Source organism: Flavobacterium sp. (assembly GCF_027531905.1).
GTDB lineage: Bacteria > Bacteroidota > Bacteroidia > Flavobacteriales > Flavobacteriaceae > Flavobacterium.
In genome coordinates this window covers 21,238-45,261 of sequence record NZ_JAPZSU010000014.1, presented here as the reverse complement: position 1 = coordinate 45,261, position 24,024 = coordinate 21,238, and the positions used below count along the sequence as shown (strand labels likewise).

Genomic DNA, 24,024 nt, shown 5'->3' with positions numbered 1-24,024 from the left:
TATGAATAGTATTTTTAATCGCTATCGCCAATATCGGCTAGGGTATGTAATTTTAAAATCCGATTACTTTCTTCTTTAACCAATGGGTTTTTCTTCATTTTCCATAAATAATCTGAAGCAAATTTTCTAGTTCTGTCTATATTAACAATCGGTTTTGGATAGTCTTTTCCTAGTTCGAAGTTGTTGAATTTTTGGTCCAAAAAAGTCATTTTACTAGGTTGATGAACGAAAGGCAATGGCAAATTTCGTAACTCAGGTACCCATTGTTTGATAAATTCTCCTTGTGGGTCGTGTTCCAAACTATTTTTAATCGGATTGTAAATGCGCAATAAGTTGACACCCGTTTCGCCGGCTTGCATTTGCAATTGCGGGTAGTGAATGCCTGGCTCAAAATCCAAAAACATTTGCGACAAATGTTGTGTAGCTTCTTGCCACGGTTGCCAAAGGTTATGGGTAAAAAACGATACCAAAAGGGCCCGCATTCTAAAGTTGAGGTAGCCCGTTTCGTTCAAACAGCGCATAGATGCATCCACAAGCGGAACACCCGTTTGTCCTTTTTTCCAAGCTTCGACATAGTTCCAATTAATTTTCTTCTGTAAATCATGGTATCCTTTGTTGATGCTCTCAAACTCCATGATTTCTTCCATTTCAAATTTTTGAATAAAATGGGCTTGCCAAGTGAGTCGCGATACAAAGCTGTCAATTTGTTTTTTATTCGAACAAATTTGTCGGAATGTAGCGGCTTTTTGCAATACTTCTCGGGTAGATAAATTTCCCCAAGCAATATAAGGTGAAATTCTGCTGCAACTTTTTCTCGCTAGTAAAGGTTTGGAAATATGATTGCTGTAATTGAAATAACGATTTTTAAAAAAGGAGTCTAAATATTTCTGTCCCATTTCTGTCCCTCCTTTTTGAAAAATAGCATCGGGAATGGTGACCAAATTTGTCTTTTCTAACAAGCGTTCTAGCTGTTCAATTTGGGGCAATTCTAAAAAGCTATTGTCATTTGGTAAGAATGCAAATTGCGGTTCATTCATATATTTTTCCCATTGCACCACCCAATTGCTTCGGTTTTTTAGCCCTCTAAAAATGCCATTGTTGCTATTTTCGACCCAATCAATTTGGTTGTTTTTGCAAAATCTTTTGAAGGATTTATCTCTTTCGTACGTAATTCTGATGCCTGTTTCTTGATGAGAAAATACTTTTTTGACGCTGTACAAATCCAAAATAGTGTTGATAGTACCTATAACTTCGCCATCTACAGCCAAAACTTTTGTATTGTAAGGCAGTAATTGTGTGTTGAGCGCTACGAGAGATTGTTTGATGAAATTCCAATGCCTTGCGCTGTAGTGCGGATCGGTTTGCAACGATTTTTCAAAAACATACAGTAAAAGCGTAGGTTCTTCATGTTGTAAAGCCGCATACAGGGCTTCATTGTCATGCAAACGAAGGTCTCTTTTGAACCAGACAATATTGATATGTTTTTTAGAGGTATTCATCTTTTAGAAAAGTTGTTGTTGTAACCAGCGTTGTTGAAATTTCGACTGTTGATCATAGTTTTGGGCTTGCAAAGCGATATTGAATTTTCTATCGCGGGGATCGTTTCCTACTCCAGAGACGTACATCCAATTGCCGTAATTGCTGTGCACATCATAATCCAATAACATCGACTCAAAATAGGCTGCGCCAATTCTCCAATCTAGGAGTAAGGTTTTGGCAAAATAAGAAGCTACATTTTGTCGTCCGCGGTTGCTCATCCAACCCGTTTGTTGCAGTTCCAGCATGTTGGCATTCACAAAAGGTTCTGCTGTAGTGCCATTAATCCATTGTTGGATTGCTTTGTTGTCTTGAGACCATTGATAATCTCGGTTTTGAATGCCACCAATTTTAAAAATTGCATTGCCGTTTTGAAGCGAGATGTATTTGAAATAATCCCTCCAAAGCAATTCAAAAATCAACCAATAGGTAGATTCGTTAGCTTCTACTTCTTTTTCGTAGCGCTTAATTTCCCAATAAATGGTTTTTGGCGAAAGGCATCCATTGGCCAACCATGGCGAAAATTTTGAGCTGTAATCCGTTCCAAGTAATCCATTTCGGGTTTGTTTGTACTGACTTATTTTTCGGGTGTTCCAAAGGTATTCTTGCACTCTTGCTAAAGCTTGATTTTCGCCACCACGAAAAGGAAAAGCAGTTCTTCGATCTTCTTCAAATGTTGTAAATCCTAAATCTTCCAAAGTAGGAATTGTGGTTTGTATGTCAATTGTATTGGACTCGGGTAGAACTGTTAGCTTGCCAATTTTTGGGACTACAGCTTTTTTTTCACAAGCATTTCTGAATTGTGTAAAAACCGCTGGTATTTCGGCTATAGCAAACGGAATGACTTCTGGCGGGTATAAAAATTGATGATAAGTAGCGACAAATTCTACAGTTGAACCGCAATTTTTTTTCAGGCTATCGATTTCCACTTTTTCCTCGCTCGTCCATTCGTTTTGAAAGTAAATCGCAGTTTGGATAGAAGAATCAATCAAAGTCGGAATGACATGCGCAACCGAATCGTGATACACCAAAAGCGTAATGCCAAGGCTTGCCAAATTTGCCCTTAATTCTTGAACCGATTCTATAGTAAACTGTGCTCTAAAATGTGCCGTTTTTTTAAATCCAAAAGCCGTGGTTGCATACTGTTTTGGGTCAAAACAATAGACTCCAACGACGCTTTCATTTTCGGCAATAGCCTGTTGTAGCGCTGGATTATCCGCGATTCTTAGGTCATTTTTGAACCAAACGATTCCTTTTTGTTTCTTTTGCATTTTTCGCTACAATATTTTACTTCGTCCCAAACTTTTTCCCATTTTTTTCTCCAATCAAAAGGGCGATTACAGACCACGCATATTTTGGAAGGCAAGTGCGTTTTTTTCAATTTTATAAATAGTTTTGGTATTGATTTACGGCAATGGAAGCCTTGAGGTCAAACATCAAATTATACAAGCCAAAGAATGTTCTGTTCATATAAATAAAATGCTTGGAACCGCGATTACCATTCATCTTGCGCAGGTTGGTGTCTTTTGCAAATCGCTCGCCCAATTGCGCAATATTGTTAAAGAAGGCTTCATCCGAAAAATCGAAATGTGTATTTTGAAATGGCAAAGTGAATAGCGATAGCAAGTCATAAAACATACTCGTGAAATACGCGATTTCTTCTGGAGTGTCTTCTTTTCTTAAAATCTCAAGTTCAAATAATTTGGCATTAAAAAGCTGTTTGTTGTCGATGATTTCTTTGTTGATTAATTCAAAGTAAGGCACATAAAAGTCCTTCGGAATGCTTTTCATACAGCCAAAATCCAATGCGACCAATTGTTGGTTATTATCTACCAAAAAGTTACCAGGATGTGGGTCGGCGTGCACTTTTCGTAAGACGTGAATTTGGTACATATAAAAATCCCAAAGCGCTTGTCCCACTTTGTTGGCAGTTTCTTGATTGGTATTTTCAGCAGTGAACTCAGATAAATGTTTGCCTGTCATCCAATCCATCGTCAGGATTTTTTCGGATGAAAATTCAGGATAGTAAGCAGGGAAAACCAAGTTGTCTATCTTTTGGCAGGCAGCGACTACTTCTTGACTCTGTTTTAGTTCAAGCGTATAATTGGTTTCTTCAATCAATTTGTCCTCTACTTCTTTAAAGTATTTATCAGAATCTTTGCCTTGTAGATTAAACATTCGAATCGCCATTGGTTTTACCAAAGCCAAATCCGAAGAAATGCTATTGGCAACACCTGGATATTGAATTTTTACGGCCAATTTTTTTCCGTTTTTCTTGGCCAAATGCACTTGACCAATACTTGCTGCGTTTACCGATTCGGCATTGAATTCATCAAAAATCTCATAAGGGGTTTTGCCAAAATTCGATTTGAAGGTTTTGAGTACCAAAGGAGCTGAAAGCGGCGGAACAGAAAACTGCGACAATGAAAATTTTTCTACATAAGCTTGCGGTAGAAAATTTTTGTCCATACTCAGCATTTGTGCTACTTTCAGCGCACTTCCTTTCAAGCTTTTTAGTCCATCATAAATATCTTCGGCATTGTCTTCATTGAGTTTATCTCTCGTTAAATCTGAGTTGACTATTTTTTCGCCGTAATATTTTAGGTAATTCACGCCTACTTTTGCACCCGTTTGCACCAATTTGGTCGCTCTTTCAATCTTTGAAGTAGGAATATAGTCTATAGTTTTCATTTATATTTTTTTTACTGTAATGAAGGGGTTTGTGTGCTGTTGTTGGTTACAACAAGCAGAGAGTCACCGCATTTTTAGTCTTGTTTTTGTATTTTTTCTTTGAAAATAAATTTGCCAAAATCGATTAAACTTTCAATAGGAGTAATGTTCATTAATTCGAAAGCAGCTTTTACTGATTTTTCGATATAGATGTCTGTTTTTTCAAATCCAGCGGAACTGTCGTCCATCCAAAACTTTAAGGTGAGTAAAAACTGAATCCATAATGACTCGGTTGTCGCTTTTTCTTGGTATTCCTGAAAACGCTCGATTTGAATGCGGAAATCATCTGTGGTAATTTCACCTATATAATTTTTGAATTTTTTACGAACATCAGCCAAAATCATTACGTTTTTTAACTGATTTTTATGCTGTTGCAAAGCATATAAAACATAACTTCGATTCGCAGTAAGCAATTCAAAGAAAGTAAAATAGAAACTCAACAGTTTGGAACGCATTTCATAACTAGCATATGCTGGGTTTTTTTCTAGCAATTCGATGGTTTTATCAAAAAATTGAATGAAGATTTCCTTCTCGATAGCTTCAAGTGTTCCAAAAAAAGTATAAAACTCGGCTTCGCTAAATCCGTTTTGCTGAGCAAATTGATAAATCGATTTTGGTTTTTCATTGTTTTCCAATACGTGATTCATATAGAATGATACGATTTTGTCTTTGGTAAGTACTGTTTTTTTAGTTGCCATTTTAGTTCCGTTTAAATTAGAGTATAAAGATACTGTTGTTTAACTTATTATTAATAATGTTAAACAAAATTTTAACCTATGTTTGCATAAGTTATTTTGATAACACAAAAAAAATAAAATGAAAAAGAGGGTATTGTTGACAGGAGGTACTGGTTTTGTTGGGAAATATTTGACTCAAATGTTACACAACAAGGGATATGCAGTCAATGTATTGACACGAACACCAAAGGAGAACACGGAAGATATTTCTTATTATACTTGGGATGTTTCTACTGGCAACATCGAGGAAAAAGCCGTTTTGGATGCCGACTATATCATCCATTTGGCTGGAGAATCCATTGGCGATAAGCGTTGGACGGTAACCCGAAAAAAAGCAATTTTAGATAGTAGAGTACAATCTACTGCTTTATTGGCATCGGTTTTACAGTCAAAGAAGAATAATGTTAAAGCTTTTATTTCTGCATCTGGAATCGGAATTTACGGCGCGTTGAATGGCGAAGGAATTTGTACTGAAACTTCACCAGCAGCGCACGATTTTTTGGGTAAAGTATGCCTAGAATGGGAAAAAAACGCTGATAGCATAGCCGCACTTGGTATCCGAACTGTAAAAGTGAGAACAGGATTGGTTTTGGGTAAAAATGAAGGATTTTTGCAAAAAATGATTCCAATTTTTCGATACGGATTCGGTTCTGCATTGGGTTCTGGTAATCAATACATGCCTTGGATTCATATTCACGATTTGTGCGGAATTTATCTTGAAACGATAGAAAATGAAGCAATGGAAGGCGCTTACAATGCGGCAATAGAAGATAGTACCACAAATACTCTTTTTTCCAAAACCCTAGCTTACATTTATGGTTATTCGGTTTGGTTGCCTAATGTTCCAGCTTTTGTGTTGCAATGGGTTCTCGGGGAAATGTCGGTTCTAGTCCTTACCGGAAGACGAATATCCAATGATAAATTATTGCATTTGGGATTCCGCTTTCAATTTAAGAATCTTGATTTCGCTTTGCGCGATTGCTTAAAAAAATAGCAGAATTTGCTATACTAGTTTAGTTTGTTGCTTGTAGATGGTTTGTTTTTAAAACCTCATTTTGCTGTCATAGCGAAATGAGGTTTTTTTACTGCGTTTTAGAGGCGTTTTCTTCTATTCTAAATGCTATAATTTCAGCGATTAAATCAAGCGGCAGCGGCTGTTCATTCGGAAATTGCACGGAGCCTTTGCCTTGTTTGTAGGACGAAAGTGCTTCAGCGAAATGCGAATGTCCAGAGGGCGTGGCATACAAACCAATATGATTTTTGAAAGCCGCAAAGTAAATCAACGGCTTCCCATTGGTTTTGTAGGCGGGCATTCCGTAGCTAATACTTTCTTGTGCCTCTGGCGCTTTTTCCAAAATGAGCGCTCTAATTTGCTGCATTCTTTTCTGACTCGCTTCGGGAAATTTCGCTAAATAGGAGTCTACGGTTTCCATGTCTTATCGGTTTAAATTTTTGAGACTTTCCTTCAAATGTTTGGTTCTTTCTCTGGTGATTTCCTCCAAACAAGTCAGCAAAATTAAAGGTTTTATGCTTCCACCTGTATAAGGGTCAGCTTCAAATTTACAATGCGAATCTCTGTATTTTATCCAATCTTTTTGCGCTTGAATGAGTAACACTTTTTCATTTTTGTCCAAAAGCGATACCAACTTTTTATAAACTTTGTTAAGTTCCGCATCGGCTTTCTTGTAATCTAGTGACGCTTTTTCGTTCATCTCTAACTGCGTTTGTGCAGTAGCAGCAGAAACACTGAAAACCAAAAATAATAGGGATAGGAGTAGTTTTTTCATTAGGGAATTAGGTGTAAAGTGTTTGATTTTCAAATGTAGTAATGTTTTCTTTTAAGGCTTTGTAATTGGAAAACGTTCTATAAAAACTTAAAAACAATAAGACGATTAAAGGGAGTATGAAATAATTCCAATATTGAAAGCCTCCCTCAGAAAGCATTTGGATTACACTTCCGATAATTAGTAAAATTGCAAGTAGAATGATAGGTAATCCTTTTTTGGTATTGGTTATATTACGAAGAATAGCCTCCAATTTCGAATTTATTTCTTCAATTTGGCTACTGTTTTTATTTTCAATTCTAATCAAATGTTGTAGTAAAAGCGTTTTATAAATTTCACTTTGTAGATTAATAAAAAACGAAAATGAAACCAGAAACATTGTTCCGCTTTTGCTCCATTTTGGCAGATATTCAAGTCCTAAGTATTCATTTATAATTGCAAAAAAAACAAACAAAAAACAAATTCCTGCCAAAACTCCATTCACGAGTAAGAGCCATTTACTCTTTCTGTATCTCACAAAAGTGTCAGTGTCTGAATCTCCTTTTAAGGGATTAAAATTATTGATGATGTCGATGCGCTCTAACATTTTAAAATTTTAATTGGTTGATTTTTAGGAGCAGTAACAAGAGGCTTTTTGGCCATCAAAGTCCCGTGATCCGCTATATCTTTGTCTTTTTAAAGAAAAAAGACAAAGGATGCCACTCCTCCCGGGGCTATAAGTTATCATAGTACCCTTTTGGAGACATCTTCAAAAATACTAAAAAAAACAATTGCTTTTCTTCTAGAGGGTTGTGTTTTGAGGTAGTTCTTTAAAAATTAGTATTTGCATTTTCTTTCGTTATACAAGTATAGTTTTTCAGTTTCCTTTCTATTGAATGAGTTGTAAATTATGTTCTTTTCTTTTTTGTAAGAAGTTCAAATTTTAACAAAAAAGTATATCTTTAGCCAACTAAAATCAAAAAAACAACCCATGCAAGACAACAAACCCGAAGATTTTAAACGCGAACTCGGACTTTTAGACGGTACCATGCTCGTAGTAGGTTCTATGATTGGCTCAGGAATTTTTATTGTAAGTGCCGATATTGCCAGACAAGTAGGTTCAGCTGCTTGGCTTACTTTAATTTGGATTATTTCTGGACTAATCACCATGATTGCTGCGGTGAGTTATGGCGAATTGAGTGCCATGATGCCCAATGCTGGCGGACAATACGTGTATCTTAAGGAAGCGTATAATAAATTGATTGCGTTTCTGTTCGGTTGGAGTTTTTTTGCAGTGATTCAAACTGGAACTATTGCTGCGGTAGGTGTAGGTTTTTCTAAGTTTGCCGCTTATTTGGTTCCATCGTTGAGCGATGAAAACATTTTACTCGATTTGGGTGCTTTTCAACTCAATGCGGCTCAAATTGTTTCCATTATTACGATTGTTTTCTTAACCTATCTCAACAGTCGCGGCGTAAAAGACAGCAAAACGTTGCAAACCGTGCTTACGATTATCAAAATTTTGTCTCTTTTTGGTTTGATTGTTTTTGGATTCATTCTGGCAGCAAAAGCCGAAGTTTGGGACGTAAACTGGACGGATGTATGGGAAACCAAATCTTATAATTTAGACACAAAACAATGGACACCAATTGCAGGAACGGCTTTATTGACTGGAATTTCGGCAGCTATGGTGGGGTCGTTATTCTCTAGTGATGCTTGGAACGGAGTTACTTTTATTGCAGCCGAATTGAAAAATCCAAAACGTAATGTGGGCTTGAGTTTGTTTCTAGGGACTTTCATTGTGACGATTATTTATGTGTTGACCAATTTGATGTATTTGGCGGTTATTCCAATAGAAGAAATTGCTACAGCCAAATCCGATAGGGTAGCGGTGGTTGCTTCTCAGTATACGTTTGGCGATTATGGTACAGTGATTATTGCGGTGATGATTATGATTTCGACTTTTGCCTGCAACAACGGATTGATTATGGCGGGCTCCCGAGTGTATTATACGATGGCAAAAGACGGTTTGTTTTTCAAACAAGCTGCACAATTGAATGAGAAAAGTGTACCAGGTTGGGCGCTTTGGGCACAGTGTTTTTGGGCTTCGGCATTGTGTTTGACAGGCAAATACGGCGATTTATTGGATTTTGTAATCATCATTGTTTTGATTTTTTACATTTTGACCATCTACGGTATTTTTATTCTGCGTAAAAAAATGCCCGACGCTGAGCGTCCTTACAAAGCGTTTGGCTATCCGTTTTTGCCAGGTTTGTATATCGTAATTGCTTCGGCAATTTGTATTTCGTTATTGTTTACCAAATTCTCTACTTGTGGTTGGGGCGTACTGATTATGCTTACTGGAATTCCAGTGTATTATGTTACGCAGCGTAAAGTGTTGAAGGAGTAGTGTTCTATATAGAATAGACAAGACTCAAAGAGAGAATGTTTTTTATAGCAACGGATTGTAATCCGTTGCTTTTTTTTGTAAAATAAAATGGACCGAGCCTATGGCTCTTTTATTCATATGGTTTGCTGTTAACTGGACTGAAGTCCAGCCCTATAAGATATGCCGAGTCTACGACTCTTTTTGGGGTGTGCAAGTTCCGTAGGAACGAAATATTTTGTAGCAACTGAAGTCCAGCCCTATAATATATGCCGAGTCTACGGCTCTTTTTGGGTTGTGCTAGTTCCGTAGGAACGAAACATTTTGTAGCAACGGATTTTAATCCGTTGTATAGAAAAGTGAATTTTTTAATAGTTCTTTTGAATTATTAATTTGATAGGTTTTTGAAAATTGGCAGGTGTGAAAACATGTAATGTAAGGTTTTATTTTTAAAAGAATATAGGCATTAGTTGCTCGCAGTAATTTGTCTAAATTTTGTGAAACTCAGAAAGTAGTTTGTCAGTAAATGAATTTTATAAGATTTATTTTTTATTGAAATATCACTAAATGTGGGTATATGTTTGTTAATTAAATTTAAATATCTTTGATTTTATTAACAAATATAAATAATTATGAAATTACACACACACACACACACACACAAGAAGTCAGCCTTTTAGAAAAAAAGCAACTTTATATCTTAGTGTTATGGCTTGTTTTTTATTTTTTATCAATTGTAGTAAGGATAGTTATGATTCTTTCGAAAAACAGAGTAGTTTTAATGAAAAAGACATTACTTTTGATCGTTTTAAGAAGGAATCAGGACTTTTGGATTTCGAAAACAAATTCAAAATTGATGGGACATTGGATGCGGGACTTAAAAAAGAGAATACAAACAAGCATGTATTAAATGAATTTGTTATCGACACTATCGTAATCAAAAAGTTAGTAAGAGATAAGAAGACAACCTATACCTTTCAAGTTCATCCTAAGAACATAAAATCAAATAATATTTATAACTTAACCATGTTTTATAAACAAGGGTGGCAAAGTATTCTTGTAGAATTAAAACCAACTAAGGAGTATTTATTATCTTTAAAACAAGGGGTTAATTCCAAATTTGAAGGAACTATTAGCCGTTTATATCAATCCAATTTATCAAATTCAGGAAAAACTTCTAGAAGTTCCCAACTTAATTGTACAACAATTTTTGTTGAGTTTTGGCATTGCACAAGAACAGGTGATTGTGCGAGTGGCACTTGTGACCAATGTAATTTATGTGTTGGTTATGAAAGTTATAGATTATGTGGTTCCGAACCAGTTGGACCTGATCCTGTATATATTGATGCAGGAGGAAGTGTTATAGGAGGAGGTTCTGGAGGTTCTGGTGAGGGTGGTACAGGAATAAGTGATAGTGAAGGAGTTTCTATTATACCAAATTTAGAAGGATTAAATTACATTCTTGGCAATGATAGTTTTCCTCATTGGGCTAATGCTTTCTTGAAGCAAAATCCTGATGTAAGTATAGAGCAGTTTGAATATTGGTTTACTGGCAATGATAGTTTTGAAATTGTTGCTCAATCAGAGATATCAAATCCTGTATTAATAAGCAATTTTTCGGGACTATTAGAAGTAATGGAACAATTAAAAACTGAAGTTAGTGATTATTCAGATAGTAATGATTTTAGAATTCTTCAAAACCAAATATGGGCTACAAAGACAATCCCATTAACTCCTATAGTTGATTTATCAATTGAAATTGTGTCTAATTCAGGAACACCATATTCGTTTGATAAAGGGGAATCCAAAACTTTTATATCAAATACTGTTGTAGGACTTGATTGGGTTCAAAATTCAATGCTTTTATCTGATGCGTCATTTTCGACTGATGTTGCCAAAATTCAAATTTCAGGATATATTCTAGTCGGAATTAAAATGGAAGGGCTTGAGTTTGGTATAAAGCAAAGAAAATTAATTGAATTATTAGTAGATAAGGTAACAGGTAAAATATGTTGTGTTACAACAAAAAATATTAAAAATAAATAATTATGGAAAATTTTATAGATGTAGCGATAAGTTTAATACCAAGTTTACTTGTTATTGTTTTTATTCTTTTTTTGATAAGAACTTATGTTTTAGTGAAAAAATATTTAGATGTTAAAACGGAATATTATCAATATAAATTAAAAGAAATAAAGAAGAATGGTGAATAAGGTTATCCTTTTAGCAATCATTAATAATAAACGATGAGCATTACTATCTGTTCTAAAAGTAGATTAAAAAATGGAAAAAACTATAAATGATTTAAGTATAGGTTTGTTTTTATGGCAATTGTTTGTTTTAGTTTTGCTAATTACAATTGTATATTTTGTCGTAAAACTTTATAAGAAAGTAGTAAAGTATCTAGATAATAAAAGCTAATTTTTGTAATTCTCTCCAAGAAAGCCAATTTCCAGCTTTTAGCCCTGATCGCAGCGGCATCCTTTGCTTTTTGGGTTAAAAAGCAAAGATATAGCGGAGAGCAGGACGATGACCACAAAAAAGCCTATTCTTTCCGCTCCAAAATAAGCATAAAAAAAATCCGTCTGGTTTTGCAACGAGACGGATTTTGTATGTATTGTAAAAAGGAATTAGCAAACAGCTTCTTCAGCTAGAACGCTTTCTACTTCGTGCAAAGGTAAATCCCAAGCTTCGGCAACGCCACGGTATACTACTTTTCCGTTGGCTACGTTCAATCCTAATTTTAATTCTTTGTTTTCTTCGCAGGCTTTTCTCCATCCTTTGTTGGCCAATTGAATCGCGTAAGGCAAAGTCGCATTCGTCAACGCTAAAGTTGAAGTGTAAGGCACTGCACCTGGCATATTGGCCACACAATAGTGAACAATATCATCAATGATGAAAGTTGGGTCTTCGTGAGTGGTTGGTTTACAAGTTTCGATACAACCTCCTTGGTCAACAGCTACGTCTACTACTACGGTTCCAGGGCTCATTAATTTTAGCATATCGCGAGTGATTAAGTGAGGCGCTTTCGCTCCTGGAATCAATACACCACCAATTACTAAATCGGCAGTTTTTACCGCTTCGCAAATGTTGTAATGATTTGACATTTGAGTTACTACGTTAGCTGGCATTACATCAGACAAATATCTCAAACGTGGTAAGCTTACGTCCATAATGGTTACTCTTGCTCCGAAACCAGCGGCCATTCTAGCAGCTTGAGTTCCTACGATTCCACCACCTAAAACTACTACGTTCGCTGGAGGAACACCTGGTACACCACCTAAAAGGATTCCTTTTCCTTTCATTGGTTTTTCTAAATATTTAGCTCCTTCTTGGATAGACATACGTCCCGCTACTTCAGACATTGGCACCAATAAAGGCAAGCTACGATCTGCTTTTTCTACCGTTTCGTAAGCCAAACAAACGGCTCCGCGCTCTAACATTGCGTGTGTTAAAGGCTCAGAAGAAGCAAAGTGGAAATAAGTGAATAATAATTGGTCTTTTTTAATCAAAGGATATTCAGAAGCGATTGGCTCTTTTACTTTTATGATCATTTCAGCAATGTCATACACTGCTTCGATAGTTGGAAGAATGGATGCTCCTGCATCTATATAAGATTGATCCCCAAAACCGCTGTTGATTCCAGCATTGGTTTGTACATATACGGTATGACCTTGTTTTTTGAATTCGGCTACACCAGCTGGTGTAAGAGCTACGCGGTTTTCGTTATTTTTGATTTCTTTTGGAACACCAATAATCATATGAGAGAGATTTAAATTACTACTTGTTTGAAAGTATAAAAGTAATTTAAAAAGAAAAAGTTTTTACATACTACCATTAAATAGGAAAAAATTAATTTATTTGTGTAATTTAGCATTAAATATTTCTTTACGAAAACGTTTTTTCTGATTTAAAAAGAAAAATTATCTAAAGAATCCCATCTAGAAAAAATACCTTGATTATGAATATAGATGAAACCGACAAAAAAATCTTACGGCTTTTGCAAGCGAACGCGCATTTGACGCTAAAAGACATTGCAAACCAAATTAATTTGTCTTTAACACCAGTTCACGACCGAGTGAAACGTCTTGAAAAAGAGGGAGTTATTGATAAATATGTTACGGTGCTCAATAAGAAAAAGTTAGGGAAGAACTTGACCGTTTTTTGCCAAGTTACTCTTGTAAAACAAACGTTTGATATCTCGGAAGCCTTTAATGAAGCGATTCTAAATTTACCTGAAGTAGTGGAATGTGATTTTGTTTCGGGTAGCTTTGATTATTTGCTAAAAGTGGTCTTGCCTGATATGGAAAGTTACCATCATTTTCATCAAAAGAAATTATCGGTGTTGACCGAGGTTAGTTTGATCAATAGTTTCTTTATCATCTCTGAAGTGAAAAGTACAACGGTATTACCGATTTAAAAAATTGTTTGTTGTTTATTGTTTATTGTTTGTAGTTTATAGTTGTTATCTTGGCCTTTGCGAACTTTGCGTAAATCTTTGCGAACCTTGCGGTTAAGTTAACTGTGTATTGTTGAATTGCTACTTTCTTTCATCTTAGTTAAAAAAAAACCATCAAAAGTTGCCTCTTGATGGTTTGTTGAATTATAATTAACGTTGGTTTTATCTACTAATAGTAAGTATAACGTCTTACTTTTGAAATGTATTTGGCCAAACGAATTACTTGATGGCTATAGCCGTATTCGTTGTCGTACCAAATGTACAATACTATGTTTTTTCCGTCTTTCGAAACAATAGTGGCATTGCTATCATAGATTGAAGGGGCTGTAGTGCCCACAATATCCGAAGAAACCAATTCGTTGTTCAACGAGTATTTGATTTGTTCTACCAATTCGCCTTCTAAAGCGTATTTTTTCATAATGTTGTTAATGCCTTCGACAGAAGTTGCTTTGTTAACTTCAAGATTCAAAACTACTAATGAACCATTTGGAACAGGAACACGAATCGCGTTTGAAGTTAATTTTCCTTCTAATGATGGTAAGGCTTTGGCAACCGCACTACCAGCACCTGTTTCGGTAATTACCATATTTAAGGCAGCAGCTCTACCACGACGGTATTTTTTGTGCATGTTGTCAACCAAATTCTGATCGTTGGTGTAAGCGTGAATGGTTTCTAAATGTCCTTTTACAACTCCTAAAGTATCTTCGATGGCTTTCAAAATTGGAGTGATGGCATTAGTTGTGCAAGAAGCCGCTGAAAAAATAGACACTTCGTCTGGATTGTATTCGTTTTGGTTTACGCCATGAACAATATTTGGTATTCCTTTTCCTGGTGCCGTAAGCAATACTTTATCGGTTCCTTTTGAAGTCAAGTGACGACTCAAAGCTTCTTGAGTAGTGAATGCTCCCGTGTTGTCGATTACTAAGGCATTGTTAATATTGTAAATAGTATAATCAATTTCTTCTGGAGTATTGGCAGTAATCATATGAACGGTGGTCCCGTTGATGATTAAAGCATTGTTGGCTAGATCGGCAATAACAGAACCATTAAAATCGCCATGAATGGAATCGTAACGCAATAAAGAAGCTCTTTTTTCTAAGCTAGTAGCATCGTTTTTATCTCGAGTTACAATGGCTCTCAAACGCATTTGGTCACCTTTACCTGTTTTAGACATCAACTCACGAGCTAATAAACGTCCGATACGTCCAAAGCCATACAATACAACATCTTTTGGTTGAATTTCATCACTTGTTTTGGCTTCTTTTAATTTGTCAATAACAAAATGTCTAGCGTCTGGATATTTTTCGTCCAAAAGACCGTATTCGTAAGTCAATTTTCCGATATCTAATTTAGAAGGCGGTAAGTCTAAAGTTAGAATTACACTAGCGATTTCTACAGAATCAGAAATTGAAATGGGTTTTCCAACAAATTCTCCTGCATATTCGTGCAAGTTTAGAATTTCGCTCACATTTCTGTCAATCAAATGGTTTCTGAATAAAACCAATTCGATGGATTTGTCATACCACAAATCACTAATAATCTTGATTAATTCTACTCCAGACCGTCTTCTGTCGGCTTGTAACGTAACTTCTTTTTCGTATAATTGTGTTGTACTCATATGGGTTTTTTTGTAAAAAAATAAAGTTGTGTTTTTTAAATTTTTTGCAAAAGTACCCTATTTCAATCGATTTCGTAAACTGTTTTGTGATTTTTTTTCATAAAAAAAAGCCATCATGCTTTGGAGCGTGATGGCTATTGGATTTCTGTTATGTAGTGCTAGATAATTATTCTGAAAATTTCTCCATTTCGGTTGATCATTTCTATTCGGATGCTTTGTTGCTCCTCTTTGTTTTTCATGATTTTTGAAACAGTTTCTACATTCGTAGCTTTTACATTGTCGATACTCAAAATGATATTGCCTTGTAATTCATCGGCATATTGTAGGTAACGTTCATTGGTGATGGCTTTGATTTTTACACCATAATCAATTTTGAATTTCTTTTTGTCGGCAGCATCAATATTTTCTACCTCGATTCCTTTGAGTTCTGAACTGAAATAATCGTTTTTACTCAAGGTTACAGTGGTCGATTTGTTTTTACCCTCACGAATATAGTTGACAGCCACTTTGTCGTTAGGACGTTTGGTACTAATGTATCCAGACAAGTCAGCATATGTCGCTATGTTTTGATTGTCAATTTTTACGATGATGTCTCCTTTTTGTAAACCTGCTTTTTCAGCTCCCGAGTTTTTACTTACTTTATTGATGTAAAAACCTTCCGTTTCTTTTATTCCCAAATCTTTAGAAGCTGGACTATTCAATTCTCTACCTTCTACACCAAGAATGCCTCGTTGTACGTTTCCAAATTCCATTAAATCTTCAATGATTTTTCTAGCATTATTAGAAGGTACAGCAAAAGAATAACCCGTATAACTTCCAGTTGGTGAAGAAATCATCGTATTGATTCCGATTAATTCTCCTCTTGCATTTACCAACGCACCACCTGAATTTCCTGGATTTACAGCGGCATCGGTTTGAATAAACGACTGTATGCCTCTTGCGTCTAAGTTTCTAGCTTTGGCGGAAACGATTCCTGCAGTTACTGTTGAGTTTAAGTTGTAAGGATTACCAACAGCCAAAACCCATTCACCTACTTTTACGTTATCAGAGTTAGCAAAAACCGTATAAGGCAATTTCTCATCGGCAGTGATTTTCAATAAAGCGATATCCATTTTAGAATCGGTTCCGATTAATTTGGCAGGATAGGTCTTTTTATTGTTTAGTGTGATTTCGATTTCTGAAGCGTCTTTGATTACGTGATTATTCGTTACGATATAGCCATCTTCAGAAATAATTACTCCTGAACCTGTTCCTACTTGTTCTTGTAATTGTCCGCCTCCATAGCCGTAGAAAAATTCCATAATAGGATTACTTACGGTTCTACGAGATACATTTTTTACGTGAACTACTGAGTGAACGGCTTTGTCAGCTGCTTCAGTAAAATCGACTGCTTCTGCTGAGAGACCTACATTTCTTCCGTAATTTTCTGATGCGACTGTTACAATGCCTTTTTTGTCATTAGAAAAATACCCATTGCCCTCAAATAAAAGCTTGTAAGCTCCCAAAGTGGTAGCACCACTAAGCAACGATACCAAAAATAAGGATGAAAATTTTTTCATAATACAATTTAGTTTTATTAGTTATTTGGTCACAAATTTAATAGATGTCTTTTTACTAAAAAAGTAGTTTAACGCACTTTAACAGTGTTTAACTTTTCATTATTAATCGTACTTTTGTGCATTAAAATTACTAAAAATGCTACTAGATTTTTATAAGTACCAAGGAACAGGAAACGATTTTGTGATGATTGATAATCGTTCTCTTTTTTTTCCTAAAGAGGATGTTGTGCTAATAGAGCGTTTATGCGATAGACGATTTGGAATTGGTGCGGATGGTTTGATTTTACTCGAAAATGATAACGATACGGATTTCCGTATGGTTTACTATAATTCTGATGGGAATGAAAGTTCGATGTGTGGAAACGGAGGCCGTTGCTTAGTGGCTTTTGCAAAACAATTGAATGTAATTGAGAATGCCACAACTTTTATTGCTACAGATGGGCTACATCATGCTACTGTTGCTCCAGATGGATTGGTTTCCTTGCAGATGATCGATGTAAATGAATTAAAAATCACGCCTGAATTTTCTTTTTTGAATACAGGATCGCCTCATCACGTTCAAATTGTAGATGACCTTGAACATTATAATGTAAAGGAAAATGGTGCAGCAATTCGTTACAGTGATTTGTACGGCAAGGCGGGTAGTAATGTCAATTTTGTTTCTCAAATAAATGAAGATACGTTTGTAGTTCGCACATACGAACGCGGTGTAGAAGATGAAACTTTGGCTTGTGGTACAGGGGTTACAGCAGTTGCAATAGCTATGAATGCAACGGGAGTTACCGCTTCTAATGCGATTCATTTGAAGGTAGAAGGAGGAAAGCTTGAAGTGTCTTTTGAGCAATTAGGAGGTCAGTATACCAATGTATTCTTAAAAGGACCTGCTCAATTCGTCTTCAAAGGCCAAATCGAAATCTAATTATTCTAACATCTTGATGAATACATTAAAAGGGAATACCATTTATTTACGAGCTTTAGAACCCAATGACTTGGAGTTTGTATATGCTATGGAAAACGACCAAAGTATTTGGGAAGTGAGCAATACGCAAACGCCCTACAGTCGCTTCTTGGTCAAGCAGTATTTAGAAAATGCGCACCAAGATATTTACGAAGCTAAGCAATTGCGATTAGCGATATGTAAAGACCAAGATTTTCCTGCTGTTGGACTCATTGATTTGTTTGAATTTGACCCCAAAAATAATAAAGCAGGCATTGGAATCGTTATTCAGTCAGCAGGAAATAGAAATCAGCAAATAGGTTCTGAAGCTTTAGAACTTTTGATTCGGTATTCTTTTTATGACTTGAATTTACATCAGCTTTATGCAAATATAAGCGTTGAAAACACCGCTAGTATTGCTCTTTTTACTAAATTTGGCTTCGAAAAAATTGGAACAAAAAAAGATTGGATTTTAGTAAATGGTTCTTACAAAGACGAGGCTATCTTTCAGTTAATTAATCATAAATTTTAAAGTTTTATATTTTGAACGTAAAAAAAATCATTTCAATCGGAGCTGTAGTAGTTGCCGCTGTGTTATTAGTGTACGGTTTTGTATTGATTCGTCAAATTTTTAGTGTCAATACTAAATTCACAGAAGAGAAAGTATACGTTTATGTTCCAACGGGTTCTGATTATGAGGCAGTCAAAAAACTCATTTCACCTTATGTTGAAGACATGCAACGATTTGAATTGGTAGCTGGGAAAACGAGTTATCCAGAAAATGTGAAGTCAGGACGATTTTTACTTAAAAACGGAATGAGTAGTTATGATTTGGTAAAAACCATGCGAATCAATGAACCTGTGAAATTGGCTTTCAACAACCAAGAGCGTTTAGAAAACTTAGCAGGTCGTGTGGGCTCACAAATCGAACCAGATAGTTTGTCATTATTGACTACGTTCAAAGATTCTACTTTTCTTAAAGAAAACGGTTTTACAGAGGATAATGTTTTTGTAATGTTTATTGCCAATACTTATGAAGTATATTGGAATATTACAGCTGAAAAGTTCCGTGATAAAATGATCAAAGAATACCGTACTTTTTGGAATGAAAAAAGAACCCAACAAGCGGCTCAACAAGGTTTAACTCCTGTTACAGCAACGATTTTAGCTTCTATTGTTCATAAAGAATCGGTTAAAAAAGACGAAAGACCTCGTATCGCAGGAGTCTATTTGAACCGTTTGAAGCAAGAAATGCCTTTACAAGCAGATCCTACAGTGATTTTTGCCTTAAAAAAGAAAAGCAATGATTTTAATCAAGTGATAAAACGCGTCTTTTACAATGATTTGTTCTTGAATTCGCCTTACAATACCTATAAGAATATTGGCTTGCCTCCAGGTCCAATTGCTATGCCTGATATCACGGCACTCGAAGCGGTTTTGGCACCCGAAAAACACAATTACCTTTATTTTTGTGCTAGTGTAGATCGTTTTGGATATCATGAGTTTGCAGCCACGTTGCCAGAACATAATGTTAATGCTAAAAAGTATTCAGATTGGATCAACAATCAAGGTGTAAAACGATAATCATTTCCTTTCGAAATACGATGTTTCGATTGCTACTTTTTTTTTGGAGCACTTTTGGGCTTTTTGCACAAGAGGCTCCAAACTCTTTTTTTACCCCATCCGATTCTTTAAATATTCAAAGAAGAAACGCTGTTATCATTACCGAAACGGTGTTGGGAGGTGCTACTTTGGTGGGACTGAATCAACTCTGGTACGCGGATTATCCTAAATCAAATTTTCACTTTATTAACGACAATGCCGAGTGGTTGCAGATGGACAAAATAGGACATTTATATTCTGCTTATCATTTGGGACGTTTTGGTTCCGAAGCTTTGCAATGGAGTGGTGTTCGGAAACAAGATCAACTGATTTATGGCGCTACTTTAGGATTTGCCTTTTTGTCTATAGTTGAAATGATGGATGGCTTTTCTGCTGAATGGGGAGCTTCATCTGGTGATATTGTGGCCAATGCACTTGGAACTGGACTTTACGTTTCGCAAGAGTTGCTTTGGAAGGAACAACGAATTACCCCAAAGTTTTCTTTTCACACGACTTCATTTGCAGCACAAAATCCCAATAAATTAGGCAGTACTTTTTCAGAGCAGTTGCTTAAAGATTACAATGGACAAACCTATTGGTTATCGGTCAATATGCATTCTTTTTTTAAAGGGTCTAAAATTCCAAAATGGTTGAACCTAGCATTTGGATACGGCGCTGACGGGATGCGCTCAGGAATTGATCCAACAGATCAGCGATACAGACAGTTTTATCTCAGTTTTGATGTTGATCTAACGAAAATTACTACTAAAAATTCTTTTCTAAAGACCCTTTTTTCGGTTTTTAACACCATAAAAGTACCTGCTCCAACTTTGTCATATAGCACTCACACTGGTTTTAAGGCACACACCTTTTACTTTTAACAATTTTTAACTCACTGTTTTTCAGTCTCCTTTTTTAAAGTGGTATCTTTGCGCATAGAAATTTCACAGGGTGACAGCGTGTGAAGAAATTCAATTTATGATAAAGAGATGGTATTTTTTCTTAGGTTTACTAGGTATTATTGCCTTTTTGAGCTTAAGTTTCAAAAACGAAAAAAAGAGCCTCAGTCCAGTGGCTCAACCTGTAGAAAAGGAAACTACAACAACAGCTTTTCCTTCCACCGAAACGTCTATTTCAGACATTGCCTTTACCAAAAATGAGTTCATTGGTTTTAAAGAAGCAGTAGCTCACAAAGAATCTCGAGGTAAATATAAAAAAGTAAATTCTTTGGGATATTTGGGAAAATATCAATTTGGAGTACAAACCCTAAAAGCAGTCGGTGTTAAAAGCCCTAAAAAGTTTTTAAACAGTCCAGATTTGCAAGAGAAAGCGTTTGTAGCACTTCTATCCAAAAACAAACATCTTCTTGAAGATGTTATCGAAAAACACGAAGGAAGTGTTATCGATGGAATTCTAATTACCGAGTCGGGCATATTGGCAGCAGCTCATTTAGCTGGTGCAGGATCTGTAAAGAAATTTTTTAGGTACAATGGTAAAAAGTATTTCCGGGATGCTTATGGAACTTCATTGCGAAGTTATTTAAAAGCTTTTGGAGGGTATGACACCTCAATTATTGTGGCAAACAATAATGCAACAGTACATTCTATTTAAAAATTTTACAATTATTTTTTAAAAAAGCTGTGATTTAATTCATAGCTTTTTTTGTTTAGAACCATTTTTAAACAATATTTATAATTTATTTTATAAATTTAAAATGTTGATTATTAGTTTTTTGTGCTATTTATTTAAAAAAAATGCAAAATTAATTAGGAAAATTAAAAAATTAAAATAAATCTTTGTGGCAGAAAATTAGTAACCTTTTAACAGCGAAGAAAATGTTTGTATTTAAATCATTACCTCAAAGCATTGCATCAGTTGGAACTGGTGTGGCTTTTCTTCGCGGCTTCACACAATCATAGATAAAATAACATATATGAAAAAGCCCGAAGACATTTAGTTTCGGGCTTTTTTTTGTTTATTCTAGAACCTTCAAAAATTTTCCCGAAACGTATTCAAAAAAAATGCAATGTGCTATTGCTCTGCCTTCTTGGTAAGTTTTTGCGCATTGTTATGAATCATTTTTAAAATAATCATGGGAAATAAACTATCCGGGAAAGACTTAATCAAATTAGGCTTCCCAAAAAATAATGCCATAAATATTGCCTTAGGGCAAATCAACAGATATCGAAAAAAAGAGAAAAAGGAAAGTATTTTAACCGAAGCTAAACAAGTATTGCTACATCCAGAAAAATTCAAAGGAGACGGTACTTGGGGAAAAGTAGCTGAAGGTTTAGTCAATCCCGTTCAAGTAAAATTCAATCAATTGAAAACGACTCGAGCCCCTTTTTCCATCTTTGGAGAAAACGAAATTGACGAACAAGCAAAGTTTCAATTGTACGACGCTTTAAAATTGCCTATTTCGGTAAAAGGTGCTTTAATGCCTGACGCACATTCTGGTTACGGATTGCCAATTGGGGGTGTTTTAGCCACAGATAATGCGGTAATTCCGTATGGTGTAGGAGTAGATATTGGTTGCAGAATGAGCTTATCGATTTTCGATTTGCCTGCGTCTTTTCTTAAAGGAAAAGACCATCAATTGCAAGCCATTTTGAAAGACAATACCAAATTTGGAATGAGTGAAACACATAAGATTAAAGTCGATCATGAAGTCTTTTACCGAGACGAATTCAAAACTATTCCAGTTGTAAAACAGTTGTTAGACAAAGCGTACAAGCAATTAGGTTCGTCTGGCGGAGGAAACCATTTTGTGGAATTCGGAATGGTGAAATTAGACAATCCCTTACCTGAATGGAAGTTGGAAGCCAAAGAATACGTGGCAGTTTTATCGCATAGCGGTTCACGCGGCTTGGGTGCCAATATCGCCAAACATTACACGTATTTGGCAAGTAAACAATGTCCGTTACCCAAAAATGTACAACATTTGGCTTGGTTGGATTTGAATACACATGATGGTCAAGAGTATTGGTTGGCTATGAATTTAGCAGGCGATTATGCCAAAGCTTGTCATGAAGATATTCACAGAAGATTAGCTAAAGCGTTAGGAAAACGCATTGTGGTAACCATCGAAAATCATCACAATTTTGCTTGGAAAGAAATGGTTGATGGCAAAGAATGTATAGTACACCGAAAAGGAGCCACGCCAGCTGCTAAAGGACAATTAGGAATCATTCCGGGTTCGATGACGGCGCCAGGATTTATTGTAATGGGTAAAGGGAATGAAGAAAGTTTGCAATCGGCTTCGCACGGAGCGGGACGTTTGTTTTCGAGAGCGAAATGCAAAGCTACTTTTACACAAAGTCAGGTTAAAAAAGTTTTGGCTGATAATGATGTTATCTTAATCGGAGGCAATATTGACGAAGCACCAATGGCGTATAAAAACATTCATACGGTGATGAATTTGCAAACGGATTTGGTGGATGTGTTAGGCACTTTTACACCAAAAATTGTTAGAATGGACCGATAAGATGGAAAAGATTTTACAAATAACATCGGGAAGAGGACCTGCGGAATGCACTTGGGTAGTGGCTCAAGTCCTGAAAAAAGTGTTGCAAGAAGCAGAAACTTTACAATTAAAAGCGACTGTTTTGCAGCACGAAGCAGGTTCCGAAAATGGAACAGTAGCTTCGGCAATGGTCCAAATTATTGGAAAAGATGCTTCTGAATTTAAGGAATCATGGGTGGGAACCATTCAATGGATTGGGAAAAGTACCTTTAGAAAGTTTCACAAACGTAGTAATTGGTTTATTGGAATTTTCGAAATAGATACGATTCCATCTCGTGCTTTTTCTGAAAAAGACATTCAGTATCAAGCAATGCGAAGTTCGGGAGCTGGTGGTCAACATGTGAATAAAGTAAGTTCGGCGATTCGAGCGACACATGTACCAACGGGAATTAGTGTGGTTAGCATGGATTCACGTTCGCAACATCAAAATAAAAAATTGGCTACGGAGCGTTTGTTGCTAAAACTAAATGAAGCCCAATTGCATCTTTTGAAACAACAATTTCAAAGTCAATGGACTAATCAACTAGCAGTAGAACGCGGAAATCCAATTCGAACGTTTGAAGGTTCTGATTTTAAAAAACTCAAAACTGAGAAGAAATTTAAAGCTGTACGACAGCAATTAAAAAACGAATTAAAAAATGAAAAATACAGATAAATATTTGTTTCAGGCCTTGGATAACTATCCTTATTCTTTAGAAGAAACAATTGAATCTTTGGATTATGCAATGTCATACGATGCAAAAAACACAACTGCTTTGTGTTTGCATGGAAGAATTCAAACAGAGCAATTGCAAAATTACGAAGCAGCAAAAAACTATTTTCAAGAAGCATTAGCGATTAATATCGATGCCGTGTCGGTTTATCCTTATTATTTAGAAACCTTGCTTTTGAATGAAGATTATGAAGAAGCTTCTAAATTAATTGATTTTGCCTTAACGATTAAAGGGATTGACAAAATGGCGATTTTATTGAAAAAAGTACAATTGTTGGAACGTCAATATAAGATAAAAGCGGCCATAAAAGTATTGAAAGAAGTAAAATTAGCCTCTTTTGCAAACGATTCTTTCGAAATTGATGAAGTAACCAAGCGGTTAAAAGCCAAAAAGGATTTGCTAAAGCCAAAGGAAAAATCAAAGAAGAAGAAATCGGATAAAATTGTCAAGAAGAAATGAGA

Annotated in this window: 24 protein-coding genes; 13 read left to right on the top strand and 11 right to left on the bottom strand. The window is 35.7% G+C overall.

Annotated elements, in window-relative coordinates; all coding sequences use genetic code 11:
* Positions 1 to 14 precede the first annotated feature (14 nt).
* From O9307_RS04720 to O9307_RS04700, 5 genes are all read right to left on the bottom strand, one after another.
* A complete protein-coding gene (locus tag O9307_RS04720) occupies positions 15 to 1,499 on the bottom strand; it encodes an FAD-binding domain-containing protein (protein WP_298295855.1) in 1,485 nt (494 codons plus the stop codon).
* A 3-nt stretch (positions 1,500 to 1,502) separates the two neighbouring features.
* Positions 1,503 to 2,807: a DASH family cryptochrome gene (locus tag O9307_RS04715; protein WP_298295853.1), complete on the bottom strand. Its 1,305-nt coding sequence runs from the start codon at positions 2,805 to 2,807 to the stop codon at positions 1,503 to 1,505.
* A complete protein-coding gene (locus O9307_RS04710) occupies positions 2,762 to 2,917 on the bottom strand; it encodes a DUF2256 domain-containing protein (protein ID WP_298295851.1) in 156 nt (51 codons plus the stop codon). Before O9307_RS04710 ends, O9307_RS04715 begins: the two co-directional genes overlap by 46 nt.
* A gap of 2 nt (positions 2,918 to 2,919) precedes the next feature.
* The gene (locus O9307_RS04705; RefSeq protein WP_298295848.1) at positions 2,920 to 4,227 is read right to left on the bottom strand and encodes an AarF/ABC1/UbiB kinase family protein; all 1,308 of its coding nucleotides are present in this window, start codon (positions 4,225 to 4,227) and stop codon (positions 2,920 to 2,922) included.
* A gap of 74 nt (positions 4,228 to 4,301) precedes the next feature.
* Entirely contained in the window at positions 4,302 to 4,964 is a 663-nt protein-coding gene (locus tag O9307_RS04700; RefSeq protein WP_298295846.1) for a TetR family transcriptional regulator C-terminal domain-containing protein, read from the bottom strand.
* Positions 4,965 to 5,082: 118 nt separating this feature from the next.
* On the opposite strand from O9307_RS04700, the gene O9307_RS04695 reads away from it, so the two are divergent.
* Entirely contained in the window at positions 5,083 to 5,997 is a 915-nt protein-coding gene (locus O9307_RS04695; RefSeq protein WP_298295844.1) for a TIGR01777 family oxidoreductase, read from the top strand.
* Positions 5,998 to 6,085: 88 nt separating this feature from the next.
* Here O9307_RS04695 and O9307_RS04690 read toward each other — a convergent pair whose 3' ends face one another.
* The 3 genes from O9307_RS04690 to O9307_RS04680 are packed head-to-tail and all read right to left on the bottom strand — an operon-like array spanning position 6,086 to position 7,373.
* Positions 6,086 to 6,436: a DUF1801 domain-containing protein gene (locus O9307_RS04690; RefSeq protein WP_298295842.1), complete on the bottom strand. Its 351-nt coding sequence runs from the start codon at positions 6,434 to 6,436 to the stop codon at positions 6,086 to 6,088.
* Positions 6,437 to 6,439: 3 nt separating this feature from the next.
* Positions 6,440 to 6,790 (bottom strand): lysozyme inhibitor LprI family protein, encoded by a 351-nt coding sequence (locus tag O9307_RS04685; protein WP_298295840.1) that lies wholly within the window; start codon positions 6,788 to 6,790, stop codon positions 6,440 to 6,442.
* A 7-nt stretch (positions 6,791 to 6,797) separates the two neighbouring features.
* Entirely contained in the window at positions 6,798 to 7,373 is a 576-nt protein-coding gene (locus tag O9307_RS04680; protein WP_298295838.1) for a hypothetical protein, read from the bottom strand.
* A gap of 384 nt (positions 7,374 to 7,757) precedes the next feature.
* Between O9307_RS04680 and O9307_RS04675 the strand changes: the two genes are divergently transcribed.
* The 3 genes from O9307_RS04675 to O9307_RS04665 all read left to right on the top strand — a co-directional run bounded on the left by O9307_RS04675 (position 7,758) and on the right by O9307_RS04665 (position 11,365).
* On the top strand, positions 7,758 to 9,176 hold the full coding sequence (locus O9307_RS04675) for an amino acid permease (protein ID WP_298295836.1): 1,419 nt from the start codon (positions 7,758 to 7,760) through the stop codon (positions 9,174 to 9,176).
* Between the two features lie 684 nt (positions 9,177 to 9,860).
* Complete coding sequence (locus tag O9307_RS04670; protein ID WP_298295834.1) at positions 9,861 to 11,198, top strand: hypothetical protein; 1,338 nt, start codon at positions 9,861 to 9,863, stop codon at positions 11,196 to 11,198.
* A 2-nt stretch (positions 11,199 to 11,200) separates the two neighbouring features.
* Positions 11,201 to 11,365 (top strand): hypothetical protein, encoded by a 165-nt coding sequence (locus O9307_RS04665; RefSeq protein ID WP_298295833.1) that lies wholly within the window; start codon positions 11,201 to 11,203, stop codon positions 11,363 to 11,365.
* Positions 11,366 to 11,782: 417 nt separating this feature from the next.
* Here the strand turns inward: O9307_RS04665 and ald are convergent, their stop codons facing one another.
* Positions 11,783 to 12,913, bottom strand: a complete 1,131-nt coding sequence (gene ald, locus O9307_RS04660) for an alanine dehydrogenase (protein WP_298295831.1) — start codon at positions 12,911 to 12,913, stop codon at positions 11,783 to 11,785.
* Positions 12,914 to 13,113: 200 nt separating this feature from the next.
* On the opposite strand from ald, the gene O9307_RS04655 reads away from it, so the two are divergent.
* Positions 13,114 to 13,572 carry an Lrp/AsnC family transcriptional regulator gene (locus O9307_RS04655; protein WP_298295829.1) on the top strand — a complete coding sequence of 153 codons (459 nt, stop codon included), beginning with the start codon at positions 13,114 to 13,116 and terminating at the stop codon, positions 13,570 to 13,572.
* Between the two features lie 208 nt (positions 13,573 to 13,780).
* Here the strand turns inward: O9307_RS04655 and O9307_RS04650 are convergent, their stop codons facing one another.
* Together O9307_RS04650 and O9307_RS04645 are read right to left on the bottom strand one after the other, a co-directional pair.
* Positions 13,781 to 15,229, bottom strand: coding sequence for a glyceraldehyde-3-phosphate dehydrogenase (locus O9307_RS04650; RefSeq protein ID WP_298295827.1), 1,449 nt, complete (start codon positions 15,227 to 15,229; stop codon positions 13,781 to 13,783).
* 158 nt (positions 15,230 to 15,387) lie between these two features.
* Positions 15,388 to 16,788, bottom strand: a complete 1,401-nt coding sequence (locus tag O9307_RS04645; protein WP_298295825.1) for a Do family serine endopeptidase — start codon at positions 16,786 to 16,788, stop codon at positions 15,388 to 15,390.
* A gap of 136 nt (positions 16,789 to 16,924) precedes the next feature.
* Between O9307_RS04645 and dapF the strand changes: the two genes are divergently transcribed.
* The 8 genes from dapF (at position 16,925) to O9307_RS04605 (ending at position 24,022) form a co-directional block, all read left to right on the top strand.
* Positions 16,925 to 17,707, top strand: a complete 783-nt coding sequence (gene dapF / locus O9307_RS04640) for a diaminopimelate epimerase (protein ID WP_298295823.1) — start codon at positions 16,925 to 16,927, stop codon at positions 17,705 to 17,707.
* Positions 17,708 to 17,723: 16 nt separating this feature from the next.
* Positions 17,724 to 18,257 carry a GNAT family protein gene (locus O9307_RS04635; protein ID WP_298295821.1) on the top strand — a complete coding sequence of 178 codons (534 nt, stop codon included), beginning with the start codon at positions 17,724 to 17,726 and terminating at the stop codon, positions 18,255 to 18,257.
* Positions 18,258 to 18,268: 11 nt separating this feature from the next.
* Entirely contained in the window at positions 18,269 to 19,309 is a 1,041-nt protein-coding gene (gene mltG / locus O9307_RS04630; protein WP_298295819.1) for an endolytic transglycosylase MltG, read from the top strand.
* A gap of 20 nt (positions 19,310 to 19,329) precedes the next feature.
* Entirely contained in the window at positions 19,330 to 20,208 is an 879-nt protein-coding gene (locus O9307_RS04625; RefSeq protein WP_298295981.1) for a DUF2279 domain-containing protein, read from the top strand.
* Positions 20,209 to 20,305: 97 nt separating this feature from the next.
* A complete protein-coding gene (locus O9307_RS04620; RefSeq protein WP_298295817.1) occupies positions 20,306 to 20,938 on the top strand; it encodes a peptidoglycan-binding protein LysM in 633 nt (210 codons plus the stop codon).
* Between the two features lie 481 nt (positions 20,939 to 21,419).
* The gene (locus O9307_RS04615) at positions 21,420 to 22,811 is read left to right on the top strand and encodes an RtcB family protein (RefSeq protein WP_298295815.1); all 1,392 of its coding nucleotides are present in this window, start codon (positions 21,420 to 21,422) and stop codon (positions 22,809 to 22,811) included.
* A gap of 1 nt (position 22,812) precedes the next feature.
* Positions 22,813 to 23,505 (top strand): peptide chain release factor H, encoded by a 693-nt coding sequence (prfH, locus tag O9307_RS04610; RefSeq protein ID WP_298295813.1) that lies wholly within the window; start codon positions 22,813 to 22,815, stop codon positions 23,503 to 23,505.
* Complete coding sequence (locus O9307_RS04605; RefSeq protein ID WP_298295811.1) at positions 23,489 to 24,022, top strand: hypothetical protein; 534 nt, start codon at positions 23,489 to 23,491, stop codon at positions 24,020 to 24,022. Before prfH ends, O9307_RS04605 begins: the two co-directional genes overlap by 17 nt.
* Positions 24,023 to 24,024 lie beyond the last annotated feature (2 nt).